Source organism: Variovorax flavidus (assembly GCF_030317145.1).
Taxonomy (GTDB): Bacteria; Pseudomonadota; Gammaproteobacteria; order Burkholderiales; family Burkholderiaceae_C; genus Variovorax; species Variovorax flavidus.
In genome coordinates, this window is the sequence record NZ_JASZYE010000001.1 from 1,736,895 (window position 1) to 1,753,728 (window position 16,834).

Here is a 16,834-nt window from a genome sequence, read left to right on the forward strand (position 1 = left end):
TTGAATGACATCGACGGATCAACTGGCCGCCTGGATCGCCGAGGAAGACGCCATCAACGAGCGCCTCAACGCAGGGCCCGGTCCTGGCGTCGCCCGCCCCGAGCAGATCGCCGGCAAGACCGGCCTGGAAATGATGCAGGCGATGTTGCGCGCCGAAATCCCCTACGCGGCCATTGCCAAGACGCTGCACTTCCAGCTGATCGACGTCGGCCTCGGCAAGGCGGTATTCCAGGGCACGCCGCGCGCCGAGCATCTGAATCCGATGGGCGGCATCCACGGTGGCTGGTTCGCCACGCTGCTCGATTCCGCGCTGGGGTGCGCGGTCCACACCATGATGCCGGTCGGCCGCGGCTACACCACGGCCGAACTCGGCGTGAACCTAGTCAAGGGCCTCTCCCCCAAGGTGCAGCGCGTGCGCGCCGAAGGAAAGGTAATCCATTGCGGGCGTCAACTGGCGACCGCCGAGGCACGGCTGGTCGGCGCGGACGGGACCTTGTATGCCCATGCCACGACGACGTGCCTGGTGTTCGAGATGCCGAACCGCTGAGGCTGGCACGCGATCAATCGCCCCGACCTTGTAGGTGCATAGGTCGGCCGGGCACCCGCGGCAGTGATAATTATTCGCATCGGCACGCCATCCGTGCCGGTGCTCTGTGCCTCACTGTCCCGGGAGAACCTCATGACCCAGAACCTTCGCGCGCCATTCCATGTGATCAGCGCGCTGAGCGGCATGGCCGCCGCCTTGCTGGCCATCGCCACGCCCGCCTACGCAGCCGAAGAACTCACCCTCTACACGACACGCGAGCCCGGCCTGATCCAGCCCCTGATTTCGGCGTTCAGCGCGCAGAGCGGCGTCAAGGTCAACACCGTGTTCGTGAAGGACGGCCTTCTCGAAAGAGTCAAGGCCGAGGGCGCGCGGTCCCCGGCCGACGTGCTGATGACGGTCGACATCGGCAATCTGATGGATCTCGTCGACGGCGGTGTCACGCAGCCCGTGAAATCAGCGGCGCTGGAGTCGGCCGTTCCGTCCAACCTGCGCGGTGCCGACGGCCAGTGGTACGCGCTGTCGATGCGCGCACGCGTGCTGTATGCAGACAAGAACATGCCGATCACTTCGTTTCGCTACGAAGACCTCGCGAACCCCAAGTACAAGGGCAAGGTCTGCATCCGCGCAGGCCAGCACCCTTACAACACGGCACTGGTCTCCGCGATGATTGCGCACGACGGCGAGGCCAAGACCGAGCAATGGCTGCGCGGCGTCAAGTCCAACCTGGCACGCAAGGCCACGGGCGGCGACCGCGACGTGGCACGCGACATCCTCGGCGGCATCTGCGACGTCGGCCTCGCGAATTCCTATTACGTGGGCCAGATGAAAAGCTCCAAGGAAGGCAGTGACGCGCGCAAATGGGGCGACGCCATCAAGGTGATCAAGCCGACCTTCGCCAATGCGAAAAGTGGCGGCACCCACGTCAACATCAGCGGCGCTGCAGTCGCGAAGAACGCGCCGCAGCGGGCCAATGCGGTCAAGTTGCTCGAATTCCTGGTGTCGGAGCCAGCGCAGGCGCTGTACGCCGAGACCAACTACGAATACCCCGTCCGCAAGGGCGTGGCACTCGATTCGATCATCTCCTCCAGCATCGGTGAACTGAAGGTGGACCCATTGCCAGTGGCCGAGATCGCCAAATACCGCAAGCAGGCCAGCGCTCTGGTGGACAAGGTCGCGTTCGACCAGTGACGCACTTGCGATCTGTCGGCGCCGCCTGGCGGATCGCGTCGGTTGCCATTGCGCTGGGCGTGCTCGCGCCCGTCCTGAGCCTTGCATGGCTGGCCGTCGGTTCGGGACTGGCGCATTGGTCGCATCTCGCCCGGCACGTGCTTCCGCAGGCGACGCTCAACACGGCCTTGCTGCTGGCGGGCGTCGGCGCGCTGGTTCTGGTCATCGGCACGGGCTGTGCGTGGCTGGTCACGACCTGCGACTTTCCGGGTCGCAAGGTGCTGCACTGGGCCTTGCTGCTTCCGCTGGCGATGCCGACTTACATCGTCGCCTTCGCCTACCTCGATCTGCTTCACCCGATCGGCCCGGTGCAAGGCGCGATTCGCTGGTTGCTGGGCTTCGACAGTCCGCGCCAGTTCCGGTTGCCCGACCTGCGCTCGATGCCTGGCGCGATCTTCGTGCTGGGCTTCGTTCTCTACCCCTACGTCTACATGACGGCGCGCGCCATGTTCATGACCCAACCCGCCCACCTGATGGAAGCGGCCCGCACGCTTGGCGCGACCCGTACCGGCGCCTTCTTCCGCGTCGCGCTGCCGCTGGCCCGACCCGCGCTGGCCGTGGGCCTGAGCCTCGCGTTGCTCGAGACGCTCAACGACATCGGCGCCTCGGAATTCCTCGGCATCCAGACACTCACCGTCGCGGTCTACACGACCTGGATCACGCGCTCCGATCTGGCCGGTGCAGCGCAGATCGCCTGCGCGATGCTCTTCGTGGTGGTCGCGCTGGTGCTGCTCGAACGCAATGGCCGGCGGCACCAGCGCTTCGGTTCGGCGCAGCGCATGCGCGCAATCCAGCCTCGCCGCTTGCACGGCGTCGCGGCCTGGCTGGCGACCGTCGCGGCGTCGCTGCCCGTCATGCTGGGCTTTGTCGCGCCAGCGCTCTACCTGGTCTGGGAAACGACCAAGCGGCTGCGCCTGGGCGCCGGTGTCTCTTCGGGGCTGGTCGCCAGCCTCGGCAACACCATCGGGCTGGCGGCAGGCGTGACGGTGGTCACGGTCGCGGCCGGGCTCGTGGTGGCCTGGGCGGTCCGCACCCAGGGCTCGATGGGCAACGGTGCTCGCTGGCAGGCACGCGCTGCTGTGCTGGGCTACGCACTGCCGGGCACCGTGCTCGCCATCGGTCTGCTGACGCCGGCGCTGGCCTTCGACGGCGCGCTGGGCTCGTTGATCGGCCACCCCGGCCTGCCGCTGATGGGCGCGGGCATCGTGCTCGTCGTGGCCTGCGCGATCCGCTTCCTTGCGATGCCGGTCGGCGGCCTCGAGGCGGGGCTGGCGCGCATTCCGCCCGCGCTCGAACAAGCCTCTCGCCTGCTGGGCGAAACCGCGAGCGGCACCCTGCGCCGCGTTCACCTGCCGCTATTGCGGCCGGCCATCGCTGCCGCGGCATTGCTCGTCTTCGTCGACGCGATGAAGGAGCTGCCCGCCACCCTGCTCTTGCGACCGGCAAACTTCGACACGCTGGCGACCCTGCTGTACGCGGAGGCCGCGCGTGGCACGTATGAAGAAGGCGCGATCGCGGCGCTTGCGATCGTCGTTGTCGGACTGCTGCCGGTCACGCTGCTTGCACGCAATGGCCTGACCGTGCAAGCGGAGGCGGCCCGATGAGCGCCGCACTTCAACTCGACGACGTGCGCCTGGCCTACGAAGGTGCGCGAGGCCTGCACACGGTCGTCGACGGCTTTTCGCTGTCGCTCGAAGCCGGTGCGATCGGCTGCCTGCTCGGCCCTTCCGGCTGCGGCAAGACCACCGTGCTGCGCGCCATCGCGGGGTTCGAGCCGGTTCGCTCCGGCACGATCCGGCTGGGCGACAGCGTACTGTCTTCGGTCGCGACGCATGTGCAGCCCGAGCGGCGCCGCGTCGGAATGATGTTCCAGGAATACGCGCTGTTCCCGCATCTCACCGCGGCGCAGAACGTCGCCTTCGGCTTGAGGCGCTGGGGAGGCACGGCGCAAAGGGAGCGCGTGGCCTCCATGCTCGCGCTCGTGGGACTGGCCGATGCGGGCGAACGCCATCCGCACGAACTCTCGGGCGGCCAGCAGCAGCGCATCGCCCTGGCCCGCGCCCTCGCGCCCGAACCTGCGCTGCTGCTGCTCGACGAGCCCTTTTCGAATCTCGACGCAGCCACGCGCGAGCGGTTGACGGCCGAAGTGCGGGACATCCTCAAGACCGCCGGGCAGACCGCCGTGCTGGTCACGCACAACGAGGCGGAGGCGCACGCCATGGCCGACCGGATCGGATTCATGCACAACGGGCGCCTCACGCGCTGGGCAGCGAGCGCGCGCACCTAGGCGCGGGTCCTGGGCCCGAGAGGGCTTTTCTGGATAAGGTCTTCAAGGTTCGCAAGAATTCCGCCTTCCCCGATGTCAATCCAGAGAAAAGGAAGCGCGCATGTCCCAGCTCACTCTCGTCAGCCACTTGTTGTGCCCGTACGTGCAACGCGCCGCGATCGCGTTGCTCGAGAAGAACGTACCCTTCGAGCGCGTCGTGATCGACCTCTCGCAGAAGCCGGATTGGTTCGTCGCGATCTCGCCGCTCGGCAAGGTGCCTCTTTTGCGCGTGCCGCAGTTCAGCGGCAAGGAGGCGATCCTCTTCGAAAGCAACGTGATCTGCGAATACCTCGAGGAAACGCAGGCCGGCGTCCGCCTGCATCCCGAAAACCCGCTCTCGCGCGCCGAGCATCGCGCCTGGATGGAGTTCGGCTCCGCGATTCTTGCGGACCTGTGGGGCTACGAAACCACGCGCGACGCCGAAGTCTTCGAGCAGAAGCGACAGGCACTGATCGCGAAATTCGACCGCGTCGAGACCGCGCTGGGCGAAGGCCCCTACTTCGGCGGAGAGCGCTTCAGCCTGGTCGATGCGGTCTTCGCGCCGATCTTTCGCTACTTCGACGTATTCGACCAGATCACCGACTCGCACATCTTCGATGCCACGCCGAAGGTCCGCGCGTGGCGGCAGGCCCTGGCCGAGCGACCCAGCGTGCGAAAGGCCGTGGTGCCGGAGTACCCGCAACACCTGCGGGATTTCCTTCGGAAGCATGATGCGCACTTGCTGACACTCGCCGCCAGGGCGTGAGCCGACAATCGGCAGCGGCAACAACTTTCAAGACCCCACGACATGCGACTTCTTCACACCATGCTGCGCGTTGGCAATCTCCAGCGCTCGATCGACTTCTACACCCAGGTGCTGGGCATGCAACTGCTGCGCACTTCCGAAAACCCCGAATACAAGTACAGCCTGGCCTTCGTCGGCTACGAAGGCAATCCGGCGCAGGCCGAGATCGAGCTGACCTACAACTGGGGCACCGAGAGCTACGAATTGGGCACGGCCTACGGCCACATCGCGTTGGGTGTGCCCGACGCCTATGCCGCCTGCGAGAAGATCAAGGCGGCAGGCGGCAACGTCACGCGCGAGGCGGGGCCGGTGAAGGGCGGCACCACTGTGATTGCTTTCGTGACGGATCCGGATGGGTACAAGATCGAACTGATTCAGCGCGCTGAAGGCGCAGCGGGCGGAGGGTTGCGCTGACGCCAGGTATCCCGGGGGCGCCTTCGAGCCCCCGATTCGCCAGCGCTCAGATGCTGCGCAACGGCGGCTTGGTCGGCGCAGACTGCAGTCGCTTTCGCGATTTGGCGGGTACGGGCAACTCCGGCGGCAAGGCATCGAGTTCCTCGTCGCTGAGTTCGACCTCGGGCTGCGCAGGCTCAGGCTCGAACGCAGGTCGCGGGCGTGGCAGCGGCGTATGCATCAACTCGGGCGGGCGAGCCGACGCGGCAGACCAACCAGGCGTCTGAGCCGCCAACGGTTGCTCCGGCGGCGGCGATGGCTTGATGGCGGCGGGTTTCGCACCCCTGCCCGACGGCATGCCAATGGCCTGAACGAGCACACGAAACTCCTCCGCGCGGCGTTGATCCTGCTGCACTTGCCATCGCTGTTGCTCCTGCATTCGGGCTTGATCGCGCTCGGCCTGTCGCTGGGCCAGGAACTCGAGCTCGACCTGAATGGCCTGTTGCACCAGTTGCGGTACGCGTGCCGTGTCGGATGGCGGCTGCGGCTGCGGCTGCGGCTGCGGCTGCGGCTGCAAGGATTCCCGAGAAGCCAGTGCCTCTTCCAGCCCTTGGATCTGCACCGCCCATTGCGCGCGAACATATCCCCACACGACCCACGCACCCAGCGCCGCCCCCAACAGGCCAATGGCAAAGCCGCTGCCGAACAGAAGCACGACAGGCGCGCTCATCGAGCGACCTCCTGGACCGCGCCCTCGCCTTCGGACTCCCACTTCTGCAGAAGATCGAGCGGAATCGAGTGAGCGACTTGGGAGAATCGCTTGCCCACCATGCGCTCGGCCTGCTTGAGCAACACTGCCACGGGGCTGCTGGGCTCATGGACCTCGAACCAATCGCGCGCGACACGAATGCTGTTCAGGACGTCACCGCGCGTAGCGTTGGCGCCAGTTAAAGATAGCGACGGCACCCACTGGATGGGCGCTTGAAGAGCGTTCCTGGACATCGTTGGGGGACCTGCTTGCGACGCCTCCGGCATTGAAGAGACTTCCGAATCGAGCCCACGTGGCGACCCAGGCACGACGAACAGGTCGAGCACACGGGTCAGCCCCTGCAAGGACGGCGCTTCGCTGCCCAACTGGCTCTTGCTCCAGTCATCGATTGCACGCGCGTGCAATGCGGCCTGCGCGAGCAGATTCACGGGCGCCATGGCGTCCGCGCTTGCGCGCAATGCATCGAGTTGCCGGCGCACGGATTCGGGGCTTGGCGCGTCAGTGGGCCGCGGCATCGCAAACGCGCGCTCCACGTCGCGCACGGCCAGTCGCAAGGCGGTGCTGGACGCCACGACGATGTCCCGCACGTCGCTCATCAGGCCCTCGGGATCGGCCAACGCAGCCAACGCGTTCGCGCGCACATCCGGATCGCTCTGGCCCTCGATGAGCAGCTGAGGATGAATGTGCTCGGGCCATGCCTGCAGCGCGGCCGCAAGCATGGCAAGCCCATCTGCCAATCCCGCGGCCTGGCCCAGTCGCGCTCGGGCGCGACAAATCCATACGTACAGGCTGATGTCCCTGGTGCGCAGCAGAAGCCGACGGCAGTCGCGCTCGATTTCCGCCCAGTTGGGCGCTTCGGACGTTCCGACGAAATCGCCGTACTGCGCCTCGCCGCGCGGCGTCATGCGCGACAACAGGATTGCGTATTCGGCGTCGTATTCGAGGCTCGCGCCGCATGGTGCATCGGTGCTGATCGGCAAGAGCCAGTCAGGCATCGGGGAGTGAACGGAAGAATCGACCTGGGGCATGAAGGGAAATGGAAAAGAACAACTCAATGAACGGCAGCAGTGGCACGCCTGCCGATGTACTGCTCGGGCTCGAACACCAGGCCCACCGAAAAGTCGGGAGCAACCTGTGGCGACTGGCCGGACGCGAGGCCCAGGCCTGCGCCTTCCGAGCCACCCAACCAGGTCGACCAGCCGAGACGCTCGTTGTCTTCGAGCCGGGCCGGTGGCGTGCTGTCGACACGCACGCGCAGCTCGACCTCCCAGACGAACTCGAAGCCTACGAATCCCCGCACCCACTCCACGAGCAGCGGCAGGTCCTGGCCCTGCGGGGTGAAGCGCAGGTACTGGTCGAGGCTCAAAGGGCCGATCACGAGGCGGAACTTGTTCTGCCGATCGGCGACCACTTCGCCGGCGATGGCACCCACGCCCATGATGCTGGCGGTGCGGGGTCTGCCCAGATGGGTCTGGTCTTCCTCATCGATCCGGATCCAGTGCATCACGAATTCCTGCAACTGCACCGGCACCGCGAAGAAGCGCGCTAGCGTGGCGGCGAGCCCATCGGGGTTGCGTGCCTCGCGGCTCAGGTGCGTCGAGGCGGACAGCCTCGCATGAGACGGCAGCACCGAATCCCGGATCTCCAGCGGATCGTGGCCCGTGAGTCGGGCAACGTAGCGGCTGAAGGTCTCGTCATCCGCGCGATCGAGGCCCGCCGCCGACTGGCTCTGCGCCCACGCGCGATGCATGTGCGTGAGATAGCGGTGATGGAAGATGTCGAGGAAGTCGGCGAGCGTGCCGTCGTTGTAGTTCTCGGCGCGGTCGCGCACCAGTTCCGTGTAGTGCAGCGGCAAGGGACCATTGGGGCCCAGCAGGCCGAGCCCGTAGAGCCGCACGGTCGGCACCGCGGGATTGTTGCCCGCGCGCGCGGGCGAGGTGCCCCCGCCCTTCGCCCCGGTCTGGCCCGGCAGCGCCACCTCGGCGATCTCGCGGGGCGCGAATGTCAGCGCAGCCGTCTGCCCGAGCCTGAAGGGCTCCTGCTGCGGCCGGCTCGCCAGTCCGATGCGCGGCAGGTCCGCACGCTTTGCGCCGAAACGGCGCATCAACCCGGTGAAGCTGAACTTCCATGGCTCGCGCTGCAATTGCACCAGCATTTCCTGCAAGGCGAGAACCGGCGGATCGCGATCGCTCTCCATCAGACGATGCCCCGGCCGCCCATGCGCACGGGCCAGCGAGCGACAGTGCCGCGTTGCATGGATTCGAGGGCCGTCTGCGTGAAGACGTTGATACTCACGTGCCGCGCGAGGTAGTGTTCCAGCACCAGGCCGAAGAGGTACGGACTGGTGCCCGAGAATCCCTCCTCGTCCACGCTCAGGGTACAGCGCACGCCACGTCCGTAGATCAACGGCCCCGCACCCGGCAGGCGGCGCGTGACGGGTTCGATGCGCGAGCCCACCAGGCTGTCGATCTGGCGGCGTTGCGCATCGTTGTCGCTCGTCACGAAAAGACGCAGCATGTCGCGCAACGCCTGGGCGCCTTCGCGGTGCGGCATGTCGGCGAGCGGCAGGTGATTGAAGCCCAGTTGGCGAATCAGCCGCCACGCCACCTCGCGTTGCGCAAAGGGGGACTTGGGCGTGCTCGGCGGCCGGATGAGGCCGACGCCGTTCACGGGAATCGAATCGGCTACGGCCAGGTCGGTCTTGCCGTTGCGCGGCACCAGGCAAGGCAGATCGCGATTGGTCAGCAGCGCGCCGACCGACAGGTAGCGGATGAGGTCGGAATAAGGCGCATCGTTCTGGTCCACGAGCGACACGAAGACCTCCGTGCCGACATAGGGCGTGCGCGTGCCGTACTTGCGTGAGGTATCCGACGCCAGGCGCGGCTCGCGCCGCACCGAGAAGTAGCGGCCGTAGTTGCCCTCGTCTTCGTTGAGCGTCTGGTAGAGCGGCCGGAAATCCATCTGCGCCGTGGTGCGCAACTCCTGCCCGGCGATGCGCTTGACGGCGTAGACCTCGAAGTCGAGCGGCCGCGATCGATCCGGCACGAGGTGAAACTCCGGCTGAGCGGTGTCGAGCTCGATGCGGTCCGTGCGCTTCTCGAACAGGTTGATCACCGGCGTGCAAAACAGCGCGAACTGCTGCGCATCCAACAGGCCGCCGAGCGTGCCCGGTGGCCGGGTCAGCAGGATCAACACCTCGGCCTCCTTGCCCTCCACGCGCGACAGGCCCGGCGAAAGCTGCGTCAAGGTGAAGAAGTAGAAGCGCTCCGGACATGCGAAATACTCGTGCAGCAAGTTGTGGCCATGAAAGGTGTTCCATTCCATCGGCAACAATCCCTGGCCCGGCTCCAGCCCTTCATGAACGAGCGCTCCCTCGGTCACCACATGGGGTCTCTGCATCAGCTTGCCCGGCTCGCCCGTAAAGGTGGCGACTGCCGAGGTGTGCAGCAGTTCGAACAGGTGCGAGGCCACCTGCTCATTGCCGCGCAGGTACACCGGCAGCCGGTCGAGCCCCACCAACGCATTGAAGTTCAGCTCCCCCACCATGCGCAGCCGCAGGCGCAATGCGCCCGTCACCTGCACGTGCGGCGGCACGTAGCGTGCAAGTGCCGGAATGTCGGGCGGAGCACCGGTCAGCTTGGCGTCGACGATCTCAATGGGCCACAGCGTGACGTCCTGGCTGGAGCGAAACTCGCACGGCGTCTGCTCGCCCGCCGGCATGGTGGTCGCGTTGACAAGCGCCTGCTCGGCCAGCGTACGAACAGCCGCTTCAACTGCATCGCGTGCTTCCTCTGTCTTGGGCTTGAATTCCTTGTCGAGCAAGGAGGAGAAGTCGGATGCGTCTGCGAGCTTCGTCGGCGCGATGGTGGGGGCCTGTTTGTTGGGCTTCATGAATGTCCTTCCCTGGAAAATCTGGCGGTGCGGTCAGCGCGTGGATCAGGCGGTGGTCGTTGCTTCGGCGCCGCTCTCGTCGGCTGTCCTGGGCTTGGGCTCCGCAGCAAGCGACTTCATGAGGGCCGGGTCCTGCATGAGTTGGTTGACGAGGCTCTCGGCGCCGGCCTTGCCGTCCATGTAGGTCTGCAGATTGGAAAGCTGCGTGCGCGCCTCCAGCAGTTGCCTGAGCGGCTCGACCTTGCGCGCCACAGCCGCCGGCGAGAAGTCGTCGATGCTCTCGAAGGTGATGTCGACCATGAGTTGGCCTTCGGCCGACAGCGTGTTTTGCACCGCGAATGCGACGCGCGGCTGAATGGCCTTCATGCGCTCGTCGAAGTTGTCGATATCGATGTCGAGGAACTTGCGTTCGCCAACGGGAGGCAGCGCCTCCACGGGCTTTCCCGAAAGGTCGGCAAGCACACCCATCACGAATGGCAGTTCGATCTTTTTCTCCGAACCGTAGATTTCCACGTCGTACTCGATCTGCACGCGCGGCGCCCTATTGCGGGCGATGAATTTCTGACTGCTGTTGTTCATGAGTCTCCTGACTGGGGTAACGAGAAAACAAGAAGTTCGAAAACGACGCTGTGGCCTGACATCGAGTTCGCGAATCACGCGAACTCGACCTGGCACGCGATGGCGCGTTCTCCTTGGGCGTCCTGATGGGAAGACGGATCGGACACGTCCGCGAAGATCCGGGCGATCGTCCGTTTGTCCTGTACTGCGCCAAGCCAATGGCGAGACAGGACAGGCAGCAGGTTCTGCTCGATGAATCCGATGAGACGACGGGCGCCTGTTTCGTGCGTGCCGCACTGATCGATGACGTGGCTGATCAGTGCCTGCGAATAGCTCAAGGCGATGCCGTGCTGCGTCTGCATTCGATCGACGACGCGGTCGAGGTGCAGCGTGACGATGTCGCCGAGCGCGCTCTCGCCCAACGGCAGATAGGGCACGACTGAGAGCCGCCCGATGAAGGCAGCCGGGAACGCTTGCCGCAGTTGCGGCAGCAGCGCCTCGCGCAATGCAGCGGCATCGGGAATCAACGCAGGGTCTTCGCACAGGCTCGCGATGAGATCGGAACCGGTGTTGCTGGTCAGGAGGATGGTGCAGTTGCGGAAGTCGATGCGCCGCCCTTCCCCGTCTTCCATCCAGCCCTTGTCGAAAACCTGAAAGAAGATCTCATGCACGTCGGGATGCGCCTTCTCGACCTCGTCGAGCAGAACCACGCTGTACGGTTTGCGGCGCACGGCTTCGGTCAGCACGCCACCCTCGCCATAGCCCACGTAGCCCGGCGGCGCGCCCTTGAGCGTCGAGACGGTGTGCGACTCCTGGAATTCGCTCATGTTGATGGTGATGAGGTTCTGCTCACCGCCATACATCGCCTCGGCCAAGGCCAATGCCGTTTCGGTCTTGCCAACGCCCGACGGGCCCACGAGGAGGAACACGCCTACCGGCTTGTTGGGGTCGGTGAGTTGTGCACGTGCCGTCTGCACGCGCTCGGTGATCACCTTGAGCGCATCGCTCTGGCCGATGACGCGCTGATCGAGCGTCGCATGTAGCTGAAACACGGCAGCGACGTCGTCCTTCATCATCCGTCCGACGGGAATGCCGGTCCAGTCGGCAACGATGGCTGCCACAACGTCTTCATTGACTTGCGGAAAGACAAGCGGCGCGTCCTGCTGGCAGGCCACCAGCTCGGATTCGAGCGCCGCCAGCTTTGCGGACGGTGTCGGTACCGCATCAGCGGCATGCTCGGCGCGCAATACCTGAATCTTCCGGACCATGGCCAACTCGTCCTGCCAGCGCCGCTCCTGTACCGTCAACTCATCCGCCACCGACTCAAGTGTTGACCGGATCGCTCCGATGCGCGCCGACCGGCCTTCCCAGCCCTGCGCGATCACGCCTTCCTTCTCGAGCAGGTCAAGCTCAGTCCGCAGCGCCGCGATGCGCTGACGTTGATGCTCCACGGCCGCGGGTGGTGTCTCCAACGACATGGCGACGCGGGCGCAGGCCGTGTCGAGCAGGCTGATGGCCTTGTCTGGCAACTGCCGGGCAGGAATATAGCGATGCGACAGCAGCACGGCCGAACGCACGGCTTCATCGAGCACGGCGACGCCGTGATGCGCAGTGAAGGTCGCGACCAGACCCCGCACCATCTCGATGGCGGAGGCCTCTTCAGGCTCCGCAACTTGCAACACCTGAAAGCGCCGCGTGAGCGCGGGGTCTTTTTCGATGTGGCGCTTGTATTCGCTCCATGTGGTCGCACCGATGGTGCGCAAGGTGCCCCGTGCCAAGGCGGGCTTGAGCAGGTTGGCCGCATCGCCGGTGCCGGCCTGCCCTCCCGCGCCGATCAAGGTGTGCACCTCGTCGACAAACAGGATGACGGGCTGTGGCGAGCGAGCGGCGTCTTCGAGCAGGTTCTTGAGGCGCGACTCGAACTCGCCGCGCATGCTGGCACCCGCGAGCAACGCGCCGACGTCGAGACTCAACAGGCGGACCTCGCGCAGAGATGCCGGCACTTCGGCGCGAGCGATGGCAAGCGCCAGCCCCTCGACCACGGCCGTCTTGCCGACGCCCGCCTCACCGGTCAGCAAGGGGTTGTTTTGCCGCCGGCGCAAGAGGATGTCGACCATAGTCCGGATCTCGTGCTCGCGGCCAATCACTGGATCGATCTCGCCAACCCGTGCGCGATGCGTGAGGTCGACGCTGTATCTGGCCAGCGCGGACGTTCCGTCCGCCTCGTCAGCAACGGCGCCGCTGGCTTCGCCCGGCATGGCCGATGCCAGCCCTGAGCCATCGTGAGGCCCTTCATGCTCTTCCGACGAACCAGAGACGATCCACGGCAGCTGCTCGGCCAGTTGGTCGGCCGGTATCGCTCTGAAGGCGGGCGAGATCCCCAGCAGCACGCTCCGCAACTCAGGCGCTTGCAGCAAAGCAGCCAGAAGCCAGGCGCTGCGGATGGAACGACCGCCAAATTCGAGGCTGGACAACACCCATGCACGCTCGATAGCAGTGCCGATGTGATGCGAAAAGTCGCTGAGGGACGAAGCCCCCGTCGGCAGCGAAGCGAGTGCCGATGTCAGGTCGCGCTCGACGGACTGCGGCTCGATTCGGTAGTGTCGACAGATGCGATGCAGGTCACTGTCGTTGAGTTGCCAGAGCTGATGCAGCCAGTGCGTCAGTTCGACATACGGATTACCGCGCAGCTTGGCAAATGCCGTGGCCGATTCAATGGCCCGGAAAAGCGTGAGATTGAGTTTGCCGAAGAGCGCTCGTCTTGAGATCGCCACCGACTGACCTAGCCGGCGGCAGCGTCAGGAGTCGGCGTCAAAAATGATCGTCTGGTGTGCTTCAATTTGCCGTCCCTTGAGATTAATGATCTGCAACGGTAACTTTAGAAACACTGGGCAAGATCGTCTACGAGACGAGGCCTATCCAACGAGAGAAATCAACAGATCAACGGCGGAAAATTCTCTTGCCCGCCTTCGTTGAGAAACGGGAACACAGCCGCTTCTCAGCAACCCAGCAAATCGGCCAGCGCGCCGATGTCGCGTGCATGCAGCGTGTTGTCCGGATGCGGCGACACATCCTTCGGTTGTGCAGTTCCGAATTCGTTCGGGCGCTCGATGTACCCGGTGCGCAATCCGCACGTGCGCGCCGCAGCCAGATCCTCGTGGTGGGCCGCTGCCAGCATCACCTGGTTCGGCGTCACGTCGAACACCGCGGCGACTCCGAGATAGGTGCGCGGATCGGGCTTGTAAGCCTTGAACACTTCCGCAGAAAGCACGCAATCCCACGGCAGACCGGCTCGCTTCGCCATTTCAGTCAGCAAGCCGATGTTGCCGTTCGACAGCGTGCAGATGATGTACTTGCTCTTCAGCCTTGCCAGCCCCGCGACCGCATCCGGCCAAGCGGGCAGACGGTGCCACGCCTTGTTGAGCTCTCGCTTGCGCGCAGCGTCCAGGTCGCTCACCCCGAAGTCGCGCAGCACACCCTCGAGGATGCCCATGTGCAGCTCGTCGAGCAGCGTGAAGCCGCCCTCGCCCGCCGCGAGGCGCTCCATCACGCCCCTCATCGCCGGTTGGTAGCCTGCGCGCCAGGCCAGCGCGAATGCGCCACCGTCGACGCCGGGCAGGATGCGTTCTGCCTCGGCGGCGATACCGGAATACCAGTCGACCACCGTGCCGAATACGTCGAAGGCTATGACTTTGAGGTCAAGGGCATGCTCGTTTGTGCTCATGATCTTTGAACATTCCCTTTTATATCAACATCTTAGCTCATCGAATGTGTTGAGATTAGCGCTAGTGTGAGCTAACTTGTGATAGTGAGTACTTGCTCACTTTCGGGGAAAATATCGGGGATTTTTGATATTCCCCGAAACCTGAAAGGACCGAAGTGCGCTCAATCAACTACACCCTCACAGACGCCAAACTCAAGGCGCTCAAGTTCTCCGACAAGCCGCCACAGCAGCCGAAGGCAGACGGAACGATGCCAAAGGCCGACGCTCCGTTCAAGGTCGCCGATGGCGGCGGGCTATTCGTCCGGATCGCCGCGAGCGGCACGAAGGCATGGGCCTACGCCTATACCTTCCAAGGCAAGGCGCGAGAGGTTGGCTTTGGCACCTTCCCAGAAGTCGGGATCAAGGCCGCACGCGACAAGCACTTCAAAGCCCGCGAGGCTTTGGCCGAAGGGCGCGACCCTGCGGCTGAGAAGCGCGACAAGAAGCGCAAGGATCGCGACGGCGACATGACCTTCAAATCGGTTTCGCAGCGATGGTTGAAGGCCAAACGGGTCACGCTGGCGGCCGGGACTGCAAAGCGCATCGAGGACACGCTGAAGCGCGATATCTGGCCTGAGCTTGGTGGCATGCAACTGACCTCGATCAAGCCTGCCAACGTCCTGGCGATCATCAAGGCCAAAGCCGCCAAGCACCCCACCGCAGCGACAGTAATCCGCTCCATCATTTCGGACATCTTCGACACCGCCATCAGCCAACTGGATGCAGAGACGAACCCTGCCGCGCCGCTGCGCAAGGCGATTGTTGTTCCGCCCATCACGCACCATCGTCACCTAACTGAACGTGAGCTTGGCGTCTGGATCAATGCGCTTGCGGCGTGCGAAGGCCCCACGCAGGCAACCACCGTCAAGGCCGCCCAATTCATCGCGCTGACGATGTGTCGCAAGTCGGAGGTGTTGGGAGCGACTTGGCAAGAGATTGAAGGGCTAGAGGATGAAGGCGATGGGCCAGTTAACTTCGTCATCCCTGCCGCGCGCATGAAGATGAAACGCGACCACGTCATCCCATTGCCCAAGCAGGCCATCGCGATCCTGCGCGAGCAAAAGAAGCTGGGCGGCGGCGAGTACATCTTCACTGGGCGGCTGTCTCCCCAGAAGCCCACCAACATATCGACGCTCAACGCGCTGTTTAACCGTGTGGCCGCCTCCGAGGAATGCGAGTTCATCCGCAATGCTGACGGCAAGAGCGACTTTTCACCCCACGGCCTGCGCTCGACGGCCACCACGATCCTGCGTGAGCGCGGCTACTCGCGCGACCTCGTGGAACTACTGCTGGCGCATGCGGAGCGCGGCGTACACGCTTCCTACAACCGGGCCGAACAGTTACCGGCGCGACGGCTGGCGTTGCAGTTCTATGCTGACCTTATTGATTCGCTGGCCGCTGCGGCGCGTGGCGATAACGTAGTGATGTTGGAGCGCAAGGCGGCATAGCACACCCGAGTGAACAAGGCCAGAGAAAAAATTCGCTCCAGCATCTTGCTTAGTTCATTGGCCCTTGTGAGACTTCAAGCAACACCAAGCAGATTCGCCGACATGCACATTTGATGCAGGCAGCAGGTGGAGCACGGTTGGCCGGTGGAGGCCAATGGGACGCACCCCAGAGCCCAGACCGATTGTCCTTTTTCATTTTTGAAAGAGGTCAGTCCGTCTGGGCTTTTCTTTGCCCGCGCGCGACTGGCTACCACGCGCCACCAATGAACAACAACCTTCCACCCGGCCTGATCCGCCGCGCCCAGTTCCGGCACCTCATCCCTTTCGCTCCCAACACGCTGCAAAGGATGATGGCGGCCGGCAAGTTCCCCCGGCCCGTTGCGGCAGCGTCCTCCGCCAGGCTCTACATCTATCGCTCCGAGGACATCGAAGCGTATTTGAATGGCAAGTGGGCCGCGCAGATCGCGCCTGAGCTATTGGCCTTTCCGCGAGCGCTGCCGCCGCGACGGTGAGGCTGTTCGACGTTTTGCGTGAAGGCGTCGAATGTTGGCCCTCTGCCCAATGTACGTTGTGTCGTCTGGCGAGCCTGGACGTTGATCCCTCCGCGTTTCCCTCGATTCGCGGCGAGTGGCAGTGTCGCGGTCGCATAGGTGCGGGCCGCAGGTCGCGCGCTCGCCGGATGCAGTGTTCCGGTGGTGTCCTACCGGGCGGTAGGAAGTGTCCGGCGCTTGGTGTCGACATGGGTCCGGGGCGAGGATTTAGGAAGCGATTGTTTCGAAAGGACACGAACATGGGCAAGACCCATTTCCACTTTGCGACCTCTCAAGAGGCGAAGCGCGCCGCCAATGCAGCGGCTTATGAAGCGGGCCTGACTTGCGCCGCCGAGTACATGCGCATCGCACTTGAATACCTCGTTGAGCACAAGTCCATCCCTGAGGAGTTCAAGGGCAGGCGTGCGGTCATGAAGGTTGGCCGGCCTCTGGGGTCAGCGCTGGAGGAGGTCACGTGATGGGCGAGCAAAGAAAAGGGCCGCGCAGCCTGTCTAGCAGCGCGGCCCTGAAGAGCTAGGGACCGGACCAACGACCCCAATAGCATCGAAGAACAGAAAGCGTACCTTGAACTACACAG

15 protein-coding genes and 1 pseudogene are annotated in these 16,834 nt (G+C 64.6%); 9 read left to right on the forward strand and 7 right to left on the reverse strand.

Features of this window, described 5'->3' with window-relative positions:
* Nucleotides 1-4 precede the first annotated feature (4 nt).
* The 6 genes from QTH90_RS08425 to gloA all read left to right on the forward strand — a co-directional run bounded on the left by QTH90_RS08425 (nucleotide 5) and on the right by gloA (nucleotide 5,298).
* Nucleotides 5-547: a PaaI family thioesterase gene (locus tag QTH90_RS08425; protein ID WP_286664012.1), complete on the forward strand. Its 543-nt coding sequence runs from the start codon at nucleotides 5-7 to the stop codon at nucleotides 545-547.
* Between the two features lie 132 nt (nucleotides 548-679).
* On the forward strand, nucleotides 680-1,735 hold the full coding sequence (locus QTH90_RS08430; RefSeq protein WP_444814694.1) for a Fe(3+) ABC transporter substrate-binding protein: 1,056 nt from the start codon (nucleotides 680-682) through the stop codon (nucleotides 1,733-1,735).
* Nucleotides 1,732-3,378 carry an ABC transporter permease gene (locus tag QTH90_RS08435; RefSeq protein WP_444814695.1) on the forward strand — a complete coding sequence of 549 codons (1,647 nt, stop codon included), beginning with the start codon at nucleotides 1,732-1,734 and terminating at the stop codon, nucleotides 3,376-3,378. Before QTH90_RS08430 ends, QTH90_RS08435 begins: the two co-directional genes overlap by 4 nt.
* Nucleotides 3,375-4,061: an ABC transporter ATP-binding protein gene (locus QTH90_RS08440; RefSeq protein WP_286664013.1), complete on the forward strand. Its 687-nt coding sequence runs from the start codon at nucleotides 3,375-3,377 to the stop codon at nucleotides 4,059-4,061. The genes QTH90_RS08435 and QTH90_RS08440 overlap by 4 nt, the downstream gene beginning before the upstream one ends.
* Nucleotides 4,062-4,161: 100 nt before the next feature.
* The gene (locus tag QTH90_RS08445) at nucleotides 4,162-4,845 is read left to right on the forward strand and encodes a glutathione S-transferase family protein (RefSeq protein WP_286664014.1); all 684 of its coding nucleotides are present in this window, start codon (nucleotides 4,162-4,164) and stop codon (nucleotides 4,843-4,845) included.
* 42 nt (nucleotides 4,846-4,887) lie between these two features.
* Complete coding sequence (gene gloA / locus QTH90_RS08450) at nucleotides 4,888-5,298, forward strand: lactoylglutathione lyase (protein WP_286664015.1); 411 nt, start codon at nucleotides 4,888-4,890, stop codon at nucleotides 5,296-5,298.
* Nucleotides 5,299-5,344: 46 nt separating this feature from the next.
* Here gloA and QTH90_RS08455 read toward each other — a convergent pair whose 3' ends face one another.
* The 7 genes and pseudogenes from QTH90_RS08455 to QTH90_RS08485 all read right to left on the reverse strand — a co-directional run bounded on the left by QTH90_RS08455 (nucleotide 5,345) and on the right by QTH90_RS08485 (nucleotide 14,219).
* Entirely contained in the window at nucleotides 5,345-6,007 is a 663-nt protein-coding gene (locus QTH90_RS08455; RefSeq protein ID WP_286664016.1) for a hypothetical protein, read from the reverse strand.
* Nucleotides 6,004-7,041, reverse strand: coding sequence for a type VI secretion system protein TssA (locus QTH90_RS08460; protein ID WP_286664017.1), 1,038 nt, complete (start codon nucleotides 7,039-7,041; stop codon nucleotides 6,004-6,006). Before QTH90_RS08460 ends, QTH90_RS08455 begins: the two co-directional genes overlap by 4 nt.
* Before the next feature lie 56 nt (nucleotides 7,042-7,097).
* Nucleotides 7,098-8,243, reverse strand: coding sequence for a type VI secretion system baseplate subunit TssG (gene tssG / locus QTH90_RS08465; protein WP_286664018.1), 1,146 nt, complete (start codon nucleotides 8,241-8,243; stop codon nucleotides 7,098-7,100).
* Nucleotides 8,243-9,772: pseudogene (gene tssF / locus QTH90_RS08470) on the reverse strand (type VI secretion system baseplate subunit TssF); the annotation flags it as partial. The pseudogene tssF and the gene tssG, both read right to left, overlap by 1 nt.
* A 210-nt stretch (nucleotides 9,773-9,982) precedes the next feature.
* The gene (gene tssB, locus QTH90_RS08475) at nucleotides 9,983-10,516 is read right to left on the reverse strand and encodes a type VI secretion system contractile sheath small subunit (protein WP_286664020.1); all 534 of its coding nucleotides are present in this window, start codon (nucleotides 10,514-10,516) and stop codon (nucleotides 9,983-9,985) included.
* 74 nt (nucleotides 10,517-10,590) lie between these two features.
* On the reverse strand, nucleotides 10,591-13,269 hold the full coding sequence (gene tssH, locus QTH90_RS08480) for a type VI secretion system ATPase TssH (RefSeq protein WP_286664021.1): 2,679 nt from the start codon (nucleotides 13,267-13,269) through the stop codon (nucleotides 10,591-10,593).
* 224 nt (nucleotides 13,270-13,493) lie between these two features.
* Nucleotides 13,494-14,219, reverse strand: a complete 726-nt coding sequence (locus QTH90_RS08485) for a haloacid dehalogenase type II (RefSeq protein ID WP_286664023.1) — start codon at nucleotides 14,217-14,219, stop codon at nucleotides 13,494-13,496.
* A 155-nt stretch (nucleotides 14,220-14,374) separates the two neighbouring features.
* Between QTH90_RS08485 and QTH90_RS08490 the strand changes: the two genes are divergently transcribed.
* The 3 genes from QTH90_RS08490 (at nucleotide 14,375) to QTH90_RS08500 (ending at nucleotide 16,715) form a co-directional block, all read left to right on the forward strand.
* Entirely contained in the window at nucleotides 14,375-15,706 is a 1,332-nt protein-coding gene (locus QTH90_RS08490; RefSeq protein ID WP_286664024.1) for a tyrosine-type recombinase/integrase, read from the forward strand.
* Between the two features lie 263 nt (nucleotides 15,707-15,969).
* Nucleotides 15,970-16,218, forward strand: a complete 249-nt coding sequence (locus tag QTH90_RS08495; RefSeq protein WP_286664025.1) for a helix-turn-helix transcriptional regulator — start codon at nucleotides 15,970-15,972, stop codon at nucleotides 16,216-16,218.
* 278 nt (nucleotides 16,219-16,496) lie between these two features.
* Nucleotides 16,497-16,715: a hypothetical protein gene (locus QTH90_RS08500; RefSeq protein ID WP_286664026.1), complete on the forward strand. Its 219-nt coding sequence runs from the start codon at nucleotides 16,497-16,499 to the stop codon at nucleotides 16,713-16,715.
* Nucleotides 16,716-16,834: the final 119 nt, after the last annotated feature.

Bases quoted from the DNA above. Each gene is read 5' to 3' on its own strand.
- QTH90_RS08425 (WP_286664012.1), top strand. From the start codon at position 5: ATGACATCGACGGATCAACTGGCCGCCTGGATCGCCGAGGAAGACGCC.
- QTH90_RS08430 (WP_444814694.1), top strand. From the start codon at position 680: ATGACCCAGAACCTTCGCGCGCCATTCCATGTGATCAGCGCGCTGAGC.
- QTH90_RS08440 (WP_286664013.1), top strand. From the start codon at position 3,375: ATGAGCGCCGCACTTCAACTCGACGACGTGCGCCTGGCCTACGAAGGT.
- QTH90_RS08445 (WP_286664014.1), top strand. From the start codon at position 4,162: ATGTCCCAGCTCACTCTCGTCAGCCACTTGTTGTGCCCGTACGTGCAA.
- gloA (WP_286664015.1), top strand. From the start codon at position 4,888: ATGCGACTTCTTCACACCATGCTGCGCGTTGGCAATCTCCAGCGCTCG.
- QTH90_RS08455 (WP_286664016.1), bottom strand. From the start codon at position 6,007: ATGAGCGCGCCTGTCGTGCTTCTGTTCGGCAGCGGCTTTGCCATTGGC.
- QTH90_RS08460 (WP_286664017.1), bottom strand. From the start codon at position 7,041: ATGCCTGACTGGCTCTTGCCGATCAGCACCGATGCACCATGCGGCGCG.
- tssG (WP_286664018.1), bottom strand. From the start codon at position 8,243: ATGGAGAGCGATCGCGATCCGCCGGTTCTCGCCTTGCAGGAAATGCTG.
- tssB (WP_286664020.1), bottom strand. From the start codon at position 10,516: ATGAACAACAGCAGTCAGAAATTCATCGCCCGCAATAGGGCGCCGCGC.
- QTH90_RS08485 (WP_286664023.1), bottom strand. From the start codon at position 14,219: ATGAGCACAAACGAGCATGCCCTTGACCTCAAAGTCATAGCCTTCGAC.
- QTH90_RS08495 (WP_286664025.1), top strand. From the start codon at position 15,970: ATGAACAACAACCTTCCACCCGGCCTGATCCGCCGCGCCCAGTTCCGG.
- QTH90_RS08500 (WP_286664026.1), top strand. From the start codon at position 16,497: ATGGGCAAGACCCATTTCCACTTTGCGACCTCTCAAGAGGCGAAGCGC.